At 67.2% G+C, this 17591-nt stretch carries 12 protein-coding genes; 3 read left to right on the top strand and 9 right to left on the bottom strand.

Annotation, left to right across the window (positions count from 1 at the left end; translation table 11 throughout):
• Together fdhD and QX048_RS30440 are read left to right on the top strand one after the other, a co-directional pair.
• Window positions 1–849: a formate dehydrogenase accessory sulfurtransferase FdhD gene (fdhD, locus tag QX048_RS30445; protein WP_315768114.1), complete on the top strand. Its 849-nt coding sequence runs from the start codon at window positions 1–3 to the stop codon at window positions 847–849.
• A complete protein-coding gene (locus tag QX048_RS30440; protein WP_315716156.1) occupies window positions 839–1081 on the top strand; it encodes a formate dehydrogenase subunit delta in 243 nt (80 codons plus the stop codon). Before fdhD ends, QX048_RS30440 begins: the two co-directional genes overlap by 11 nt.
• Window positions 1082–1114: 33 nt before the next feature.
• On the opposite strand, the gene QX048_RS30435 is transcribed toward QX048_RS30440, so the two are convergent.
• The 4 genes from QX048_RS30435 to QX048_RS30420 all read right to left on the bottom strand — a co-directional run bounded on the left by QX048_RS30435 (window position 1115) and on the right by QX048_RS30420 (window position 8062).
• Window positions 1115–4072 carry a bifunctional [glutamine synthetase] adenylyltransferase/[glutamine synthetase]-adenylyl-L-tyrosine phosphorylase gene (locus QX048_RS30435; protein WP_316200824.1) on the bottom strand — a complete coding sequence of 986 codons (2958 nt, stop codon included), beginning with the start codon at window positions 4070–4072 and terminating at the stop codon, window positions 1115–1117.
• Window positions 4069–5529, bottom strand: a complete 1461-nt coding sequence (locus QX048_RS30430; protein ID WP_316200823.1) for a sensor histidine kinase — start codon at window positions 5527–5529, stop codon at window positions 4069–4071. Before QX048_RS30430 ends, QX048_RS30435 begins: the two co-directional genes overlap by 4 nt.
• A complete protein-coding gene (locus QX048_RS30425) occupies window positions 5513–6193 on the bottom strand; it encodes a response regulator transcription factor (RefSeq protein ID WP_315716199.1) in 681 nt (226 codons plus the stop codon). The genes QX048_RS30430 and QX048_RS30425 overlap by 17 nt, the downstream gene beginning before the upstream one ends.
• A gap of 285 nt (window positions 6194–6478) precedes the next feature.
• On the bottom strand, window positions 6479–8062 hold the full coding sequence (locus tag QX048_RS30420) for a Do family serine endopeptidase (protein WP_316194734.1): 1584 nt from the start codon (window positions 8060–8062) through the stop codon (window positions 6479–6481).
• Between the two features lie 1153 nt (window positions 8063–9215).
• On the opposite strand from QX048_RS30420, the gene QX048_RS30415 reads away from it, so the two are divergent.
• Window positions 9216–9935, top strand: coding sequence for a hypothetical protein (locus QX048_RS30415; protein WP_316200822.1), 720 nt, complete (start codon window positions 9216–9218; stop codon window positions 9933–9935).
• A gap of 393 nt (window positions 9936–10328) precedes the next feature.
• On the opposite strand, the gene QX048_RS30410 is transcribed toward QX048_RS30415, so the two are convergent.
• The 5 genes from QX048_RS30410 to ccmE form a co-directional block, all read right to left on the bottom strand.
• Complete coding sequence (locus QX048_RS30410) at window positions 10329–12332, bottom strand: methyl-accepting chemotaxis protein (RefSeq protein WP_316200821.1); 2004 nt, start codon at window positions 12330–12332, stop codon at window positions 10329–10331.
• Between the two features lie 569 nt (window positions 12333–12901).
• The gene (locus tag QX048_RS30405; protein ID WP_315828275.1) at window positions 12902–14245 is read right to left on the bottom strand and encodes a HAMP domain-containing methyl-accepting chemotaxis protein; all 1344 of its coding nucleotides are present in this window, start codon (window positions 14243–14245) and stop codon (window positions 12902–12904) included.
• A gap of 330 nt (window positions 14246–14575) precedes the next feature.
• On the bottom strand, window positions 14576–15061 hold the full coding sequence (locus tag QX048_RS30400; RefSeq protein WP_316167013.1) for a cytochrome c-type biogenesis protein: 486 nt from the start codon (window positions 15059–15061) through the stop codon (window positions 14576–14578).
• Between the two features lie 5 nt (window positions 15062–15066).
• Window positions 15067–17046 (bottom strand): heme lyase CcmF/NrfE family subunit, encoded by a 1980-nt coding sequence (locus QX048_RS30395; protein ID WP_315828273.1) that lies wholly within the window; start codon window positions 17044–17046, stop codon window positions 15067–15069.
• A complete protein-coding gene (gene ccmE, locus QX048_RS30390; protein ID WP_315716147.1) occupies window positions 17043–17561 on the bottom strand; it encodes a cytochrome c maturation protein CcmE in 519 nt (172 codons plus the stop codon). Before ccmE ends, QX048_RS30395 begins: the two co-directional genes overlap by 4 nt.
• Between the last annotated feature and the right edge of the window lie 30 nt (window positions 17562–17591).

The raw sequence follows: 17591 nt of genomic DNA, 5'->3' as shown, positions 1-17591 counted from the left end.
ATGACCGATGCAGTGCGCATCGCGGATCGTCTGGTCTGGCGCGACGGAGCCCTCACCGAGGGCCACCGCCGCGTGCCGGAGGAGACCGCGGTCGCACTGACCTACAATGGCGGCACCCAGGCCGTCATGATGGCGACGCCGCAAGACCTCCGCGACTTCGCCATCGGCTTCAGCCTGAACGAAGGTCTCGTCACGAGCCGCGACGACATCATCTCGCTCGACGTCGTCGAGCTGGATGACGGCATCGAGCTCAGGATGTGGCTGCCCGACGCGCAGGCCGAACGCTTGGCCGAGCGCCGCCGCAACATCGCCGGCCCCACCGGCTGCGGCCTGTGCGGCATCGATTCGATCAGCGAAGCGGTGCGGCCGGCGGCGCATGTCCCGGACGGCCGGCGTTTCGCTCCGCGCGACGTCATGGCGGCGCTTGAGGCCATCGAGCCGCTGCAGAAGCTCAATCACGAGACCCGCGCGGTGCATGCCGCGGCGTTCTGGACTCCCGCGCGCGGCATCGTCGGCTTGCGCGAGGATGTCGGCCGCCACAACGCGCTCGACAAGCTCGCTGGCCACCTCGCGCAAACGCGCTGTGCGGCGAGCGAGGGCATCGTGATCCTGACGAGCCGCGTCTCGGTCGAACTGGTGCAGAAGGCTGCTGCCATGGGCGCACCCATCATGGTCGCGGTCTCCGCCCCGACCGCGCTCGCCATTCGCATGGCCGAGGCCGCCGGCATCACGCTGATTGCGGTGGCCCGCAACGACGGCTTCGAAATCTTCACCCATCCCGAACGGATCGTCGCGAGCGCCGAGACCGGCGCGCGATCAACACAGACGGACAACACCCATGTCGCATAACCCCTCCGAGCGCCTCGTCTACATGGCCAACCAGATCGGCAAGTTCTTCCAGAGCCAGGGGCAGGAGAAGGAGGTCGCCGGCGTCGCCGAGCACATCAAGAAGTTCTGGGATCCGCGCATGCTCAAGACGATCTATGCGCACCACGACGCCGGCGGCGCGGGCCTCGACCCGGCGGTGAAGGAAGCGATCGGCCGGCTGAAAGATGCCGCGGTCGCCAAGGAAAAGGCATAGGCGGCCGGCCGTCCTACCGCGCGGCTGGTCGGGTCATCCCTCCACGAGTGCGGTGAACACGCGCCGCACTTCGGTCTGCGTTTCGCGCAGCCGCGCCTCGAGCGCCGAGAAATCCGGCGCGTCGCCCGCCCGGGCCATCACCCGCAGCAGGTCCTCGCCGGCCTGATCCGGCTTGAACTTGTCGCTGACGCACAGCCGCACGATCTGCGTCAGATCGTGATACAGCCGCGCGGCCTGACGCAGGATCACGGCTTCAGCGCGCGGCAGCACGCCGAGCCGCTCGGCATTGTCGAGCACCGCAAGCGTGCTGACATCGAGAATCTCCGGCGTCGTCGCGGCATGGACGAGCTGCAGATATTGCGCGACGAAGTCGATGTCGACCATGCCGCCGGCGGCGTGCTTGAGGTCCCACAGATCGGCCTCGCCCTTCTCGGCCGCGATCGCGCGGCGCATGTCGGCGACGTCGCGCGCGATCGCGCTCCTGTCGCGCGGACACTGCAGCGCGGCCTGGATGATCTCCTCAATCCGGGCCCGAAACGCCGGCGACGCCGAGATCACCCGTGCCCGCGTCAGCGCCATGTGCTCCCAGGTCCACGCCTCCTGCTCCTGGTAATGCGCAAAGGAGTCGATGTGCGAGGCCAGCGGGCCGGCGCGGCCCGACGGCCGCAGCCGCATGTCGATATCGTAGAGCACGCCGTAATTGGTGCGCGAGGTGAAGGCCGAGATCAGCCGCTGGGTGAAGCGCGCGAAGTAGTGCGCGCCCTGCAGCGAGCGCTCGCCGTCGGAATCCGGCGCATCGCCGTCGAAGTCGTAGAGCAGGATCAGGTCGAGATCGGACGAAGCCGTCATTTCGCGCGCGCCGAGCCGCCCCATCGCGACGATCGCGGTCTCCTGGCCCTTGATGCGGCCGTGCTGGGCGGCGAAGCGCTCCGTCACGAGATCATGCACGGTGTGCACGATGCCCTCGGCGACGTCGGCGAAGGCGGTGCCGGCCTGCTGCGCCGACACCGTGCCGGAGAGGATGCGCGTGCCGATTAGGAACAGGCTCTCCTGGCCGAACAGCCTGAGACGATCGAGAAACTCCTCATAGGTCCCGGCATCCTTTAGCGTCGACGCCAGCCGCTCTGACAATTCGCGCCGGTCGGGGATCGCGCCGAAGAAGCGCGGATCGATCAGGCCGTCCATCAGCCGCGGCTGCCGCGCCAGCATGTCGCCGAGCCGGGGCGCCGCCCCGAGCACGAGCGCGACGAGCGCCACGAGATCGCGGTTCTGCCCGAGCAGGGTGATCAGGCGGCCGCCGAGTTGCAGCGCCTGCAGGAAGCGGTCGAAGGCCACGACGGCGCGATCCGGCTCGTCGGCATGCGCGAGGCCATCGATCAGCGCGGGCAGGAAATCGGTGAACGCGGTGCGCGTCGCATCCGTGCGGAACACGCGGTACTCGCCCGCCAGCCATTGCTGCAGGGTCTTGGCGACCATCACCGGATCGCGGAAGCCCAATCCGGCAAGATGCTCCATCAGGCGCGGCTCGTCGGGACCGGCGCCGTAGTTCACCGCCGGCAGGCTGACGGTGCCGGTGGGATCGCCCTCGAACAGCCTGGCGTAATGTCCCTGCACGACGTCGAGATGGAACAGCAGATCGGTCGCGAACCGCTCGCGGCTGTCGTAGCCGAAGAAGCATGCGAAGCGGCTCACGCCCTCGACATCGTCGGGCAGGCTGTGGATCTGCTCGTCCGCCATCATCTGCAGCCGGTGCTCGACCCTGCGCAGGAACTCATAAGCCGTGGTGAGCTCGTCGCGCGCCTGCTCCGTGATCCACTTGCTGGCGGTGAGCACGTCGAGCGCCTGCAAAGTCGGACGGACGCGCAGCTCGGGATGACGGCCGCCGGCGATCAACTGCTGAGTCTGGGCAAAGAACTCGATCTCGCGGATGCCGCCGCGCCCGACCTTGACGTTGTGGCCTTCGACCGCGATCTCGCTGTGGCCGCGATAGACCTGCATCTGCCGCTTCATGTCGTGGACGTCGGTCAGCGCCTGGAAGTCGAGATGCTTGCGCCATACGAACGGCGACAGCTCCGCCAGCATCGCCTCGCCCGCGACGACGTCGCCGGCACAGACCCGCGCCTTGATCATCGCGGCGCGTTCCCAGGTGCGGCCCTCGCGCTCGTAGTAATGCAGCGCTGCCTCGGTCGACATCGCCACCTGCGTCGAGGCCGGATCCGGCCGCAGCCGGAGATCGACGCGGAACACATAGCCGTCCGCGGTGCGGCTCTGCAGCAGCCGCGCCATCGCTTGCGTCACGCGGACGAAGAACGGCTGCGGCTCGATGTCGCGCGCCAGCGAGTTGATCTCGGGATCGAAGAACACGATCAGGTCGATGTCGCTCGAATAGTTGAGCTCGCCCGCCCCCATCTTGCCCATCGCGAGCACGAACAGGCCGCTGCCCTGCTCCGGATCGTCGGCATCGACGGGCGCGAGCCGGCCGCGCACCGTCTCCAGGCGCAGCAGATACCGCAGCGCCATCTGCACCGAGGACACCGCGACGTCGGTCAGCCCCGCCGTCACCTGCATAACCGGCCAGACGCCGCCGATGTCGCACAGCGCGATCAAGAGCGCCGCCTCGGATTTCAGCCGCCGCAGCAGGCTCATCACCTCGGCTTCGCTGGAAGCGGCAAACACCTCGCGCCCGGTGCGGGCGATCAGCTCGGCGAGATGCGCCTGCGGCTCGCTGCGCAAGAGACGGTCCAGGCGATGGCCGTCGGCGCGGACGAGATCGAACAGATAGGGCGAGCACTCGGCAATCCCGAGCAGGATGGTTCGCGGCCAGCCGTCGGCGAGCAGCTGGTGGAGCGAGGCGGCCAAGGACGGCTCGAGCTCGGCGAGCCACTCGTGGAGGCGCTGTTCGGCTTTGTCGGGCGCACGGACATGTGGGCCGGCAACGAAACGTTCGGCCAGCATCTGCCCGTCCGCGTTTCCCGGCGCGGATGAGATCATGCGGCCTTCTGTGGCACATCCTGCGCCGGCGCCGCAAGCTTCGCGGGCACGCCGGCACCAGCCGGCAGCACCAGCGTCGCGATCAGCCCCGGCTTGGCATCGGCGAGCCGGAGTTCGCCGCCATGCAGGGTCGCGACGGCGGACGCCAAGCTGAGACCGAGGCCGGAACCCGGCAAGGTGCGGCTCGCCTCCAGCCGCACGAAACGCTCGACGGCGCGCTTGCGCTCGGCCTCGGGAATGCCCTCGCCATGATCGGTCACGCTGAGCAGCACCTGTCCGCCCTCGCGCCGCGCCTCGATCAGGATCTCGCGGCTATCAGCGGCGGCGGCGGCATCGAGCGGCAGCGCCGCCGGCTTGCCGTATTTGATCGCGTTCTCGACGAGATTGGCGAGCGCCTGGCTGATCAGCTCGCGATTGCCATGCACCGGCGCGGCCGCGGCCTTGACCCGCAAGGTCATCTCATTGTCCTCGGCCAGCGGCTCGTACAATTCGTGGATGCCGCCGGCGACCTCGGCCGCATCGAACTCGACCATGTCGCCGCGCGCCTGCCCGGACTCCGCCCGCGCGATCATCAAGAGCGCGTTGAAGGTGCGGATCAGGCCGTCGGATTCCTCGATCGTCCGCTCCAGCGCCGCGCGATATTCGTCCTCGGAGCGCGACTTCGCCAGCGCCTCCTCGGCGCGGTTGCGCAACCGCGTCAGCGGCGTCTTGAGATCATGCGCGATATTGTCGGAGACCTCCTTGAGGCCAGTCATCAGCGCCTCGATGCGCTCCAGCATCGCGTTGAGATTTTCCGCCAGGCGATCGAGCTCGTCGCCGCTGCGCCCGACCGGCAGACGGCCGGAGAGATCGCCATCCATGATCCGCCGCGTGGTGCCGGTCATGGCATCGATCCGGTGCAGCACGCGCCGCGCGACAAAGATGCCGCCGCCGATGCCGAGCACCACCACGACCAGCACTGACCATTGCGCCGCCTTGGCGACGATGCCGAACAGGCGGCGGCGCTCCTCGAGATCGCGGCCGATCAAAAGCCGAAAGCCGCTGGAGAGCTGCGTGACATAGACCAGCGCGCGATGGCTGTGCTCGGTGCTGTCGTCGAGCCGCCGGTAGAACGTCTCCGACCAGCCGGACGAGCCCATCACGCCCGGCGCCAGCGAGCCGACATTGCCGGCGATCGCCTGCCCGGTCGGCGTGGTGATGAGATAGAGATTGGCGCCCGGCCGCAGCGCGCGGCTCTCGATCGCGCCGACGATTCCGCGCAGGCCCCAGCGGGCGAAGATGTCGGTCATCTCGCTGATCTCGGAGGTGACCGTGGTCGAGATCTGCTCGGTGATGAGCCGGCGGGTGTTCCAGGCGAAATAGCCGAGCAGCGAGGCGGCGAACAGCGCAAACAACAGCAGATAGACCAGCGTCAGCCGGAACGCCGTGGTGCGGATCAGCTTACCGAAGGCCGTCACGGATCATGTACCCCGCGCCGCGGATGGTGTGGAGCAGCGGGCGGTCGAACCCCTTGTCGATCTTGGAGCGCAGCCGCGAGATGTGGACGTCGATCACGTTGGTCTGCGGATCGAAATGATAATCCCAGACGTTCTCCAGGAGCATCGTGCGCGTCACCACCTGCCCCGCATGTTTCATGAGATATTCGAGCAGGCGGAACTCGCGCGGCTGCAGGGTCAGCTCGTCCTTGCCGCGTGCGACGCGATGCGACAGGCGATCGAGCTCGAGATCGCCGACCTTGTAGGTGGTCTCCTCGGCCGGGCCGCCATGGCGGCGCGACAGCACCTCGACGCGGGCGAGCAGCTCGGCGAAGGCATAGGGCTTCGGCAGATAATCGTCGCCGCCGGCGCGCAGGCCCTTGATGCGGTCATCGACCTGGCCGAGCGCCGACAGAATGAGCACGGGCGTCCGGTTGCCCTTGTCGCGCAGCGCGCCGATCAGCGACAGGCCGTCGCGCTTGGGCAGCATGCGGTCGACCACCAGCACGTCGTAATCCCCGCTGTCGGCCATGGCGAGCCCCTCCTCGCCGTCGCTGGCGAGGTCTGCGACATGTCCGACCTCGCGGAACGCCTTGACCAGATAGTCGGCGGACTCGCGGTCGTCTTCGATGATCAGGAGGCGCATTGCGGAAACGGGGGCGGCGGTCACGGTTCGATGTCCATCTACATGGACCGGCCGCCGTTTCCGTGCAAGGCGGCATGGGCCCGGGGTTGATCGGCAGCAAAGTGGGCGGTGAGGCTGGGGGACCTCACCGCCCGAGTTCCTTCCGACGGAGGGGGGCGTTGTCCAACGGAAGGTTTGCGGGAGCGGAACTTGAAGCCCGCCCCCAGGAAGAGCCACCGGCGCGGGGGCACATGCCGGCGGTCTCCCATCTCGTAAGGGCCTTCTCGTGAGGGCCTTGGCCCTCGCTCAGCCCTTGGCCAGCGGCACCGCGACGAAGCGCGACTGCCCGCCGCTCTTCACACGCATCAGCACGCTGTTCTTGTTGTCGGCCTTGGCGGCGTTGATCGCTTCGCGCACGTCACCAGCCGAGGTCACCGACTTGCCCGCGACCTCCAGGATGACGTCGCCTTCCTTGAAGCCGCGATCGGCGGCCGCGCTCTTCGGATCGACCTCGGTGACGACGACGCCGTCCTTGCCGGCGCCGGCGACGCTCGACGCGGGCGCCACGGTCATGCCGAGCTTCGGCACGTCGGCGCCGCGGGTCGGGCTCGCATTGTCGCCGCCGGTGTCGGCCTTGGCCTCGATCGTGTTCGGCAGCTTGCCGAGCGTCAGGTTGATGGTCTTGTCCTCGCCCTTGTGCAGGACGTTGAGCTTGACCGAGGCGCCCGGCGCGATGCCGCCGATGGTGCGGGCGAGCTCACGCGCGTCCTTGACCGGCTCGCCGTTGACCGCGGTGATGACGTCGCCGGACTGGATGCCCGCCTTCGCCGCCGGACCGTTGGCCTGGGGCTCGGCGACCAGCGCGCCCTCGGCCTTCTTCATGCCGAGGCTGTCGGCGATGTCCTGCGTCACCGGCTGGATCTGCACGCCGATCCAGCCGCGGCTGACCGAGCCGTTGTCCTTGAGCTGCGCCACCACGCTCTTCACCGTCGAGGCGGGGATCGAGAACGCGATGCCGACGCTGCCGCCGGAGGGCGAGTAGATCGCGGTGTTGACGCCGACGACGTTGCCGTCGACATCGAACGCCGGACCGCCGGAGTTGCCCTTGTTCACGGGCGCGTCGATCTGGATGAAATCGTCATACGGGCCGTTGCCGATGTCGCGGCCGACCGCCGAGACGATGCCGGCCGTCACCGTGCCGCCGAGGCCGAACGGATTGCCGACCGCCAGCACCCAGTCGCCGATGCGCGGCTTGCCGTCGGCGAGCTTGGCGAACGGGAAGTTCGTGCTGCCCTCGACCTTGATCAGCGCCAGATCCGTGCGCGGGTCGGTGCCGATCACCTTGGCGCTGTAGGTCTTGCCGTCGTCGGTCGTCACTTCGACCTTGTTGGCGCCGTCGACCACGTGGTTGTTGGTCACGGCGTAGCCGTCGGCGGAGATGAAGAAGCCGGAGCCCTGCCCGGTCACGGCACGACCGCCACCGCGGCCGCCGCGACCCGGCATGCCGGGAATGCCGTTCTCACCGCCGAAGCGGCGGAAGAAGCGCTCCATCGGCGAGCCCGGCTGGAACGGCGTATCGTCGTCGCTGTCGTCCTTGGCGACCTTCTCCGCGATGTTGACCTTGACCGAAATCACCGACGGCTTCACCCGCTCCACGATGTCGGCAAAGCCGACCGGGCGCGCGACCTTGCTGACCTCGTTGGCGACCTGCGCGTGCGCCGAGGTCGAGAACAGATCGACCGGCGCCCCCTGCGGCGACAGGCCATAGGCGGCGACGCCGAGGCCCGCGACCACGGAGGCCATCAGCGCGAACTTGCGCGCCGAGAACAGCCCGCGCCGGGGCTGGCGATAGGACGGAAGGGAGGACAGGTCGGTCGGACGGTCAGTCATACGGTTTTCTCCGCAAGCGATTTTGGTCAAGGTCTAAAACTTGGGTCCCGGGCTGTGCGCCCCGTTCGCCAGTGAAGATGGGGGCTGCCGCCTTACGGCGTGCTGGCTGCGGCGTTAAACTTCTGTAATGGACGGACACGAACACTGCGGCGGAATGGCGCAGATGGTGGAGCGAGGCGGAAAAGCCTTGCGAGACCAGGCGCTTGCCCACGTCCCGGCCGCCCCGTAGCGGCCATCATTTTGGCCGGTCCGACCAAAGTCGTAACCCCCGTAGGGCGGGTTGGCCGCAGGCGTAACCCGCCGCCTTTCCAACAGCCCCGATCCAGCCGCCGCACATCCGCCCGCACCGGAGCCAGCCCCCGGCGGATGACGCTTTCGCTCATCCGCCCTACCCGTCCGGTGCGCTCGCAATGACGCCCGGAGCAACTATCCTGATCCCCACTATCAAACAGCATGTGGAGAAAACTAACCGCGAGTCGAGCCTCCACATCCTCGCGACGCGTCCCGCGCCCGAGTCATGCCCTTCAAACTCGCACCCTCACGTAGAGGGCACAGGGAAGGCCGGGCGCTGGCCGCGCCCGTGGCCCGCCTGCGGAAAAAAATGCAGGCGGCAGGTACCACAGGTCTGGCCGAACACGCCCGGCCCTCCCTGTGCGATGGTGTTAACGCTTATACGTGATCTCCCCGGGGACCGGCTCATTGACCCCGTCACCGGCGGATCATCACCACCGGCTTGGCCGCAGCATCGGGCGACCAGGACCACACGATTTCACGTCCGCAGTCCGCCGTTCGTCGGCGAGGCCAAAACCCCGCTTGCGGCCGCCCGCGTCCATCGCATTCCGCATCCGACGTCCGTGACGATCGCGATACGCCCCCTCAGTGGAACGGAACGTGGTGGAGGATACGGGTGATTTGGGGGAGAACGCAAGGTGATTTTTATTTTTTCGAACCAGAAATCTTTTTTTCCGAATCTTACGCTGTTTTGGGGACGGGATTCTCGTAGGCCTCGCGAATGGACTTTTCCCCGCACAAGCTCGCACAAACTCCTTTTCAGTTGAAACATTGAAATATTACAATCAAAATTACTGACCGCCGAAAGATACCAACACCGATGTTTAAGGCAGATCAATTCGTCCTGCCACGAGGTAGATGAATGAACGATTTCGGACGTCCCTTTAGTCCTTACGATGACCTACCGGATGATCCTGAGGAGGCGTTTCTGCGCCTTGAGGCCTTCTTCAATTCGGAGTGTAAGCGCCGCCTTGAAGCCGCAAACAACGATGACCGACTGGATATCATCTACGTTGATTATATAGCTCAAGTAGTAGCGGCAATTAATGCCCTTGGACTGGAAGGCCAGTTCAAGACGGAAGTACCGTCAATTCAAGACGTAGAGTACAATACCTACCTGAACTTCAACAAAGATGTGATGCACTACCGGACCATACTTCTCATCAGGAGGAGTCAACGCCAACAGGGCTATTCGGTACGCTTTGACGAGAACGTTAGACGGAAGATCCATCACCACCTAGATCAGGTACTAGAGATTTTCAGAAGACTTGAGATTGAAGACAACAAACGCGAGAAGTTGATATCCCGACTGAATGACCTCCAAAGCGAGGTGGACCAGCCCAGGACTGGCTTCGATCGCTTCGCAGCTCTCTCTATGGAAGTTTCCGGGGTCGTCGGCGAGGTATTAGAGCGATCGAGAATTATAGAACTGCTTGATGCAGTTGGCCGGCTGTTCTACGGAGCGCAAACTGACAAGCAAAAGCAGCTACCGCCGCCCAAAGAATCTAAACGAATTGAACCACCCCGCCCCAAAATTGAGCCGCCAAAACGATCAGATTTGGATGACGATATTCCATTCTAAGCTCTTGAGCGGCGCCCGGCTCTTGAGCGGCGCCCGCAAGCGTAGTCCGGATGAGCGCAGCGATATCCTGGATCATCGCTGAAGCTCATTTGAACCCGGATGTTGTTGCGCTTCTCCGGGCTTAGGTGACTGTCGCGCGCGCAGCCTCTACATCCACCGCCGTCGTCCCAGCGTTCGCCGGAACGACAGGGGAGGACCGGGTGGCAGAATCGCTTCATCGCGCACGACGAGCGTTGAAGGTAGGGCTGGAGACGGCTTCGCGTCGACGGCGATGCGTAGGGCAGCTTAGCCGGAGGCGTAAGCCGCCGCGCGGCGGTCTCCGTGGCAATGGCGGATTACGCTGCGCTAATCCGCCCTACGGGTTTGGTGCCGGAGCTACACACTGGACTCCCCTCACGCCGCCTGCAACGACCCCAGGAACCGGCTCACTTCCCGCTTCAACCGCCCGCTCTCCGCCGACAACGACCGTGCCGCCGCCAGCACCTGCGACGACGCCGAGCCTGTCTCCGAGGCCCCCCGCTGCACGTCGTCGATGTTCCGTGAGACGCGCTGGGTGCCGTTGGCGGCGTGCTGGACATTGCGGGAGATCTCTTGCGTCGCGGCGCCCTGCTCTTCCACGGCGGCGGAGACGGCGGCCGAGATTTCCGACAGGCGGCCGATGGTGTTGCCGATCTCCTTGATCGAGCCGACCGACTCCTCGGTGGCTGCCTGGATGCCGGAGACCTGCTGGGCGATCTCGCCGGTGGCTTTCGCCGTCTGCTCGGCCAGCGCCTTGACCTCAGCGGCGACCACCGCGAAGCCGCGGCCGGCCTCGCCGGCGCGCGCCGCCTCGATGGTGGCGTTGAGCGCCAAGAGGTTGGTCTGGCCGGCGATGCTACTGATCAGCTCGAGCACGTCGCCGATGCGCGTGGCGGCCTTCGACAGGGTGCCGACGCGCTCATTGGTGCGGTTGGCCTGCGCCACCGCCTCGCTGGCGATGCGCGCGGATTCCTGCACTTGGCGGGAGATCTCGCTGACCGAGGACGACAGCTGCTCGGCGGCTGAGGCCACCGTCTGCACGTTGGATGAGGCCTCCTGCGAGGCAACCGCGACCTCCGTCGACAGGTCCTGGGCGCGCGAGGCCGTGCTGGTCAAGGTGCCGGCGGAGGCCTCGAGCTCGCTCGAAGCGTGGGACACCGCATCGACGATCTCGCCGACGGCCTGCTCGAACTGGCGCGCGAGCTTCGCCATGTCGTCCCGGCGCTGCTGCTCCTGCCGCGCTTCGGCGTCCGCATGCTCGGCGCGCAGACGCTCGGTCTCGGCCATGCTGTCCTTGAACACCTGGATCGCCGTCGCCATGGCGCCGATCTCGTCACTGGCGCCGCGGCCGGGAATTTCGACGGCGACGTCGCCGCTTGCGAGCCGCCCCATCGCCCGCGTCATCGCCCCCAGCGGGCCGACGATGCTGCGCGCGATCAGGACCGCGACGAGGCAGCCGAACAGGATGGCGGCGGCGCCGACCAGCATCTGCAGCGAGATGGTGCTGTCGATGGCGCCCTCGGCGCGCGCGCGAGAAGCGTGATAGTCGGCATTCACGCCCGTTTCGGCGGCCTTGAGCGTGTCGATGCTCCGGGCGATCAGCGGCTCGATCGCGTTGGCGTAGATGTCCTCGGACTTCAGTGCGGCGGCGGCGGTGGCCTCGAACGCGGTCTTGTTCAGCTCCAGCGAGGCCTTCACCGGCGCGATCGCGGCCAGCACGCCCGCCGGCGGCGACGCGCTCTCCAGCGTGGCGAGCCGCTGCTCGACATTGTCGACGCCGGCGCGGAAGGCGGAGGCGGACTTGGTGTCGCGCAGCGCCAGGAAGCGCCAGGTCGCGATGCGGACGAGCTGCAGGCGGGAGTCGATGTCGGCGACCGCGGTCATGACCTCCGGTTCTTTCGAGATGCGCGCCGCGATCGACAGCTTGGCGGCCTTGGCGGCGAGGTCCTCGCCGCCCGGCAGCAGCGCGGCGCGGCCGCTCTTCACCTGCTTGACGGCCTCGCTGAGCGCGGCGCGCTGGGCCTGCATCTGCGCGATCTCGCCAGTGAGATCGCCATAGAGCCTGCGCCGCTCCGCCGACAGCGGGCCGGCGGTGGCCGCCTGCAGCAGCGCCGTCGCCGCCGCCTCGCGCTCGGCCGCCTCCTTGAGCGCCGGCTCGTTGGCGTCGTGGATGTAGCGCAGGTTGGCTCGCTGGATCGCCTGCAGATGGTTGGAGATCTGCAGGATGCGCGCGGTCGCGTCCGACAGCGCCGACATGCTCGCGACCTGGTCGCGCACGGCCCACAGGTTCCACACCGCCACGGCCGCCATCACAGCGCCGGCGACGATGAGCGCCGCAAAGCCGGCGTAGAGACGCCCCCTGATCTTCAAGCTCATCATGTCCTCGTCCGCTCCCCCAAGAGCGGCAGGCGGGCGAACTGACGTCGCCACGCGCCTGCCCCGCAGCATCGGCCGCCTGGCTGGCGACTCACAGCTATGCTGTATGCACGATGGGGGATATTTACTAATAGCGGGTTAGACGGCCGCGGCTCGCAGCTGCCGGTGTGACCCGAGCGGCCTCCACCAACTCCGATGTCGTCCCTGCGAACGCAGGGACCCATACTCCGCGGCGGTTGTCGTGAAACAAGACTGGTCCGACATCCCGCACAACAGCATCTCCCTGTGGCTATGGGTCCCTGCGTTCGCAGGGACGACAGCGGAGGGCTGGGCGACGGCTTCGCGTCATGGCGGGGACGACGCTCTCGCCGCCGTCATTCCGGGGCGCGCGTGAGCGCGAGCCCGGAATCCATAGCCACGACTCGCAGTTGGTGGAGCAATACGCCGAAACGGCCCGTCGCCACCACAACCGCTCGTGGTTATGGATTCCGGGCTCATTCGCGTGCCGCGAATGCCCCGGAATGACGGCGGAGATGATGGCTGGCTGTTGTCGTGCGGCGCTAGCCGCCCGATCAGCTTGCCTTCACGCTCACGATGAACGCATCGACCTCGCGCTTCAGCGTCTCGGCCTGTTGCGACAGCTCGCCGGCGGCGTCGCGGGCCTCAGAGGCGAGGCGGCCGGTTTCGGCCGAGGTCGAACTGATCTGGGCGATGTGGTTGGAGACGTCGAGGGTGCCACGGGCGGCTTCCTGGACGCTGCGGGAGATGTCCTGGGTGGCGTTGCGCTGCTGCGAGGTGTCGACCTCGATGCCGGACATGATGGCGCTGATCTCGCTGAGCGTGGTCGAGATGCCGTCGATGGCGCCGCGGGTCTCGGCGGTGATGCCCTGGATGCTGGCGACGTGGGCCGAGATCTCGTCGGTCGCCTTGCTGGTCTGGTTGGCGAGGTTCTTCACCTCCGAGGCGACGACCGAAAAGCCTCGGCCGGCCTCGCCGGCGCGCGCGGCCTCGATGGTGGCGTTCAGCGCCAGCAAATTGGTCTGCGAGGCGATCGCCTGCACGAGCTGGACGACGGCGCCGATCTTCTCGGCGGCGTCCGACAGCGCGTGGATAGTGTTCTTGCTCTTCTCGGCCTGCGAGGCCGCGCCCTCGGCGCGCTGGGTGGCGTCGGAGACGCGGCGGCTGATGGTGCCGATCGAGCTCGTCATCTCCTCGGTCGAGCCGGCCACGGTCTGGACGCTGCGATTGGCGTGGTTGGCGGCGGCCTCGACCGCATTCGCCTTGGCGGAGGTGTCGTTGGCGGCGCGCGACAGGGTCTCGGCATTGCTCTTCAGCCGGATGGCCGAGGACGCCACGCTGCCGACGACGCTGGCGACGAGGTCGTTGAAGGAATGGATGCGGCCGTCGAGAAAGCGCGAGCGCTCGCCCTGGCGCTGCGCCTCCTGCAATTCGCGCGCGGTGAGGCGCTGGCGCTCGATGCCGTTGGTCTTGAACACCTCGAGCGCGCCGGCGAGCTGGCCGATCTCGTTGCTGAGGCCGAGGCCGGGAATGCGCGTGTCGTATTTCTGGTCGGCGACGTCGCGCATGGCCGAGACCATCGCGGCGAGCGGGCGCAGGATGCCGTTCTGCACGGCGGCATAGGTCATCAGGCAGACGGCGCTGGCGAACACGGCGATGGCCGCGCAGGCCATCAGGAAGTAGGAGAACGCCGACTGCGCCTGCTGATAGATCAGCATCGCATGATCACGGGCGGGACCGCTGAGATTGGCGAAGTCCGACGACAGGCTGGTGATCTGGTTGTTGAGATAGAGCACCGCGATGAAGCCGGTGCCGCCGCCGATCGCCAACAGCATGAGGAGAGAGGCGACGACGCCTCCCACGAGGAAGCGGATCGTCAGATTACTGTTGGAGAACATCGGCTTTGCCCGGGTACGTCAGACGGAATGTCAACGCACACTTCCAGACAAAGGTAAAATAAGCTGAAAGCGCGGGTAGGTGCGGAGCACGGGAAAGCACGGGGGTTTTGCGGATCGACGGCGCGTTCTCATTTGCTGCGCACGCTTCTTACTCGCGACAGCCGGCCTTCGCACCACGCGCGCTTTCAGCCCGCCTCTCTCCGTCGTCATGGCCGGGCTTGACCCGGCCATCCACGTCGTCCGGCACTCTGGGATCCACGTGGATGCCCGGGTCAAGCCCGGCCATGACGGAGTAACTAACTGGCAGGGGATCGTGGCGTTAGCGGATCATCACGTCGCCGGCGGCTTCTCGGCCGCCATCAGCGCGGCGAGCCGCGCCTCCTCCTCGGCCGTCAGCTTCGGCGTGGCCTCCGCGCCGCGCTGGCCGCGGCGGCGAACCTGCCACCACAGCGCCAGGCCACCGCCGAGCAGCAGCACCGGCGGCAGCAGCCACAGCAGGAGGGTCTGGCGCTCGAACCGCGGCTTCAGCAGCACGAACTGGCCGTAGCGCGCGACCAGGAAGTCGAGCACTTGATTATCACTATCACCGGCGGCGAGACGCTCGCGCACCAGCAGGCGCAGGTCGCGCGCCAGCGGCGCGTCGGAATCGTCGATCGACTGGTTCTGGCAGACCATGCAGCGCAGCTCGCGCGACAGCGCGCGGGCGCGCTGCTCCTTGGCGGTGTCCGACATGACCTCGTCGGGCTGCACCGCATGCGCCACCGGCGAGCTCAACAGCAGCAGCGCGAGCGCGAGGAAGCCGAGACTGCGTCGCATCCGCCCTACTCCGCCGGCTGCAGCGCGCGCGCGGCGCGCGCCGGCCGCGGCGCGCCGACGCGCAGGCGCCGGTCGGACAGCGACAGCAGGCCGCCGAACGCCATCAGCACCGGACCGAACCAGATCAAGAGCACCAGCGGCTTGTGATAGATGCGCACGGCCAGCCCGCCGTCGGCGGTGGCATCGCCGAGCGAGACGTAGAGCTGGCTGACGCCGCGCGTCATCAGCGCGGCTTCCGTCGTCGACATGCCGCGGGTGGCGAAGCTGCGCTTGCTCGGCGTCAGGACGCTGAGCTGCCTGCCGTCCTCGCTGATGACGAAGGTGCTGACGACCTCGCTGAAATTCGGGCCCTGGCGCTGGCTCATGCCGTCGAACTTGATCTGGTAGCCGGCGAGATTGCGGACGTCGCCCGGACGCAGCGTACTGATCAGCTCGCTGTTCCAGGTGGTCTCGCAGACGATGCCGAGCAGCGCGACGCCGAGGCCGGCATGCGCGAACGCCGTACCCCACACCGAGCGCGGCAGGCCGGCCGTCCGGTGCAGCGCGGTCCTGAACGGCACGCGGGCCACGCCGCTGCGCTCGACCAGATCGACGACCGAGCCGGTGATGACGAACACGCCGAGACCGATGCCGAGCGGCGCCAGCGCGCTGCCGCCGCGCGCCCAGGCCCAGACGATCGCGATCGCCACCAGCGCCGTGACGCCGGCCGCGAGCAGCCGTTGGGCCGCCGCGACGAGGTCGCCGCGCTTCCACGCCAGCATCGGGCCGAACGGCACCATCAGCAGCAACAGCGCGAACAAGGGGCCGAAGGTGATGTTGTAGAACGGCGCGCCGACCGAGAGCTTGAAGTCGAGCGCCTCCATGATCACCGGATAGAGCGTGCCGAACAGCACGGTGGCGCAGGACACGGTGAGCAGCAGATTGTTCAAGACCAGCGCGCCCTCGCGCGAGATCGGCGCGAACAGGCCGCCCTGCTTCAGCGCGGTGGCGCGGCCGGCGAACAGCGTCAGGCTGCCGCCGATGAACAGCACGAGGATGCCGAGGATGAACACGCCGCGCGTCGGATCGCTGGCGAAGGCGTGCACCGAGGTGATGACGCCGGAGCGCACCAGGAAGGTGCCGAGCAGGGACAGCGAGAAGGTCAGGATCGACAGCAGGATGGTCCAGACCTTGAGCGCGTTGCGCTTCTCCATGACGACAGCGGAGTGCAACAGCGCGGTGCCGGCGAGCCAGGGCATCAGCGAGGCGTTCTCGACCGGGTCCCAGAACCACCAGCCGCCCCAGCCGAGCTCGTAATAGGCCCAGTACGAGCCCATGGCGATGCCGAGCGTCAGGAAGATCCAGGCCATCAGGGTCCACGGCCGCACCCAGCGCGCCCAGGCGGCATCGATGCGGCCTTCGAGCAGGGCTGCGATTGCGAACGAGAACGAGATCGAGAAGCCGACATAGCCGAGATAGAGCATCGGCGGATGCACGGCGAGGCCGATGTCCTGCAGCACCGGATTGAGATCGCGGCCCTCGATCGGCGGGTTGGCGAGGCGCGCGAACGGATTCGATGTGGTCAGGATGAACAGATAGAACGCGGTCGCCACCCAGGCCTGCACCGCGAGCACGCGGGCGCGCAAGGACAGCGGCAGATTGTTGCCGAAGGCTGCGACCATCGCCCCGAACAGCGCCAGGATCGACACCCACAAGAGCATCGAGCCTTCGTGGTTGCCCCACACGCCGGTGATCTTGTAGAGCAGCGGCTTCATCGAATGCGAGTTCTCGAACACGTTGGCGACGGAGAAATCCGAGGTCACGTGCAACGTGATCAGCGCGATGAAGGAGAGACCGGCGAACAGCAATTGCGCCAGCGCGGCCGAGCGGCCGACATTCATCAGGGCGACGTCACGTTGATGCGCGCCGAGCATCGGCACGGTGGACTGAATCAGCGCCAGCGCAAGCGCCAGCACCAGGGCGTAATGTCCGCTCTCTGCAATCACTGCGTCGCTCCCGCCGCGGTCTTGTCAGTGCCCTCACGCATCGACACCGGGCCCGGTTTGGCGCCGCCTTTCGGCTTGCCGTAATCGTCCTTCCAATGGCCCTGCTTCTTCAGGGCATCGGCGACTTCCTTCGGCATGTAGGTCTCGTCGTGCTTGGCGAGCACGGTGTCGGCCTTGAACACGCCGTCGGCATCGAGCGCGCCCTCGGCGACGACGCCCTGCCCTTCGCGGAACAGATCCGGCAGGATGCCCTTGTAGGCGACCGGCAGCTTGGCGCCGCCATCGGCGACCTCGAAGCTGACGGCGAGATCGTCGCCGCGCTTCAGCGAGCCCGGCTGCACCAGGCCGCCGAGCCGGAAGCGCTTGCCCGGGCCGATATGCTTCTCCGCGACCATGGTCGGGGTCGAGAAGAACACGATGGAGTCGCGCAGCGCGTTGAGCACCAGCCCTGCGGCGACCGCGAGCACGAACAGCGCCCCGCCGATGATCGTCAAACGCCTCTGCTTGCGTGTCATCCCTTGATCCCGTTGGCGGCGGAAGCGCCG

Origin of the sequence: Bradyrhizobium sp. SZCCHNS30572 (assembly GCF_032484415.1) — a bacterium.
In the GTDB taxonomy this organism is placed as follows: domain Bacteria; phylum Pseudomonadota; class Alphaproteobacteria; order Rhizobiales; family Xanthobacteraceae; genus Bradyrhizobium.
The sequence above is the reverse complement of the archived record's forward strand: the minus strand, read 5'-3'. Positions and strand labels throughout refer to the sequence as shown.

What these genes read in the sequence shown, in the direction of transcription:
- fdhD (WP_315768114.1), top strand. Translation starts at nt 1, where the DNA reads ATGACCGATGCAGTGCGCATCGCGGATCGTCTGGTCTGGCGCGACGGA.
- QX048_RS30440 (WP_315716156.1), top strand. Translation starts at nt 839, where the DNA reads ATGTCGCATAACCCCTCCGAGCGCCTCGTCTACATGGCCAACCAGATC.
- QX048_RS30435 (WP_316200824.1), bottom strand. Translation starts at nt 4,072, where the DNA reads ATGATCTCATCCGCGCCGGGAAACGCGGACGGGCAGATGCTGGCCGAA.
- QX048_RS30425 (WP_315716199.1), bottom strand. Translation starts at nt 6,193, where the DNA reads ATGCGCCTCCTGATCATCGAAGACGACCGCGAGTCCGCCGACTATCTG.
- QX048_RS30420 (WP_316194734.1), bottom strand. Translation starts at nt 8,062, where the DNA reads ATGACTGACCGTCCGACCGACCTGTCCTCCCTTCCGTCCTATCGCCAG.
- QX048_RS30415 (WP_316200822.1), top strand. Translation starts at nt 9,216, where the DNA reads ATGAACGATTTCGGACGTCCCTTTAGTCCTTACGATGACCTACCGGAT.
- QX048_RS30410 (WP_316200821.1), bottom strand. Translation starts at nt 12,332, where the DNA reads ATGATGAGCTTGAAGATCAGGGGGCGTCTCTACGCCGGCTTTGCGGCG.
- QX048_RS30405 (WP_315828275.1), bottom strand. Translation starts at nt 14,245, where the DNA reads ATGTTCTCCAACAGTAATCTGACGATCCGCTTCCTCGTGGGAGGCGTC.
- QX048_RS30400 (WP_316167013.1), bottom strand. Translation starts at nt 15,061, where the DNA reads ATGCGACGCAGTCTCGGCTTCCTCGCGCTCGCGCTGCTGCTGTTGAGC.
- ccmE (WP_315716147.1), bottom strand. Translation starts at nt 17,561, where the DNA reads ATGACACGCAAGCAGAGGCGTTTGACGATCATCGGCGGGGCGCTGTTC.